This window comes from Kineococcus sp. AC630, from assembly GCF_979255925.1.
In genome coordinates this window covers 1-600 of the sequence record NZ_CEEDMJ010000057.1, presented here as the reverse complement: position 1 = coordinate 600, position 600 = coordinate 1, and the positions used below count along the sequence as shown (strand labels likewise).

General features: G+C 70.0%; 1 protein-coding gene. It reads right to left on the bottom strand.

The genetic code is table 11. The features are described 5' to 3' along the window. A partial coding sequence (locus tag AC0I8G_RS25835; protein ID WP_471732499.1) for a GMC family oxidoreductase N-terminal domain-containing protein occupies positions 1-569 on the bottom strand: 569 nt, incomplete at its 3' end. Positions 570-600: the final 31 nt, after the last annotated feature.

Genomic DNA, 600 nt, shown 5'->3' with positions numbered 1-600 from the left:
GGGTCGTAGCCGATCTCGAAGAACCCTGCGCCGGAGGTGAGGTCCTCACCCTCGGGCAGGTCGTTCCACGTGTGCCTGCGCGGGACGCCGAGGGCGGCCACGGCGGACTGGATGCTCAGTTCCACCACGGGGTTGCGGTGCTGTGGCGCGACGGGGGTGATGGGTGCCTGCAGCCGGTCCCAGTAGGGTAGGACGGTGTCGGCGTCCCAGCCGGTCGCCCCGAGCGCGACCCACTCCCGCAGGTCGGAGGCCAGCGGCTTCCAGGAGATCATCGTGTTGACGCTGGAGCAGCCGCCGAGCAGCTTCATCCGGGTCTGGCGGATGGTGGAGTTCCCGCGTTCCTGCGGCACCGAGGCGTAGTCGAGGTCGTATTCGCTTTCGAGCAGTTCGGGCCAGCGGGCGATCTGCAGTGCCCGCGGCTCTTCGACGTCGCTCGGCCCCCACTCCAGCAGGCCCACGGTGAGCGCGGGGTCCTCGGAGAGGCGGGCCGCCACGATGCAGCCGGCGGTTCCTCCCCCGACCACCAGGACGTCGAACTCACGACGCGGGGCGTCCTGGGTGGTTTCCACGACCGACAACGGCTTCTCCTCAGTCCAGGGT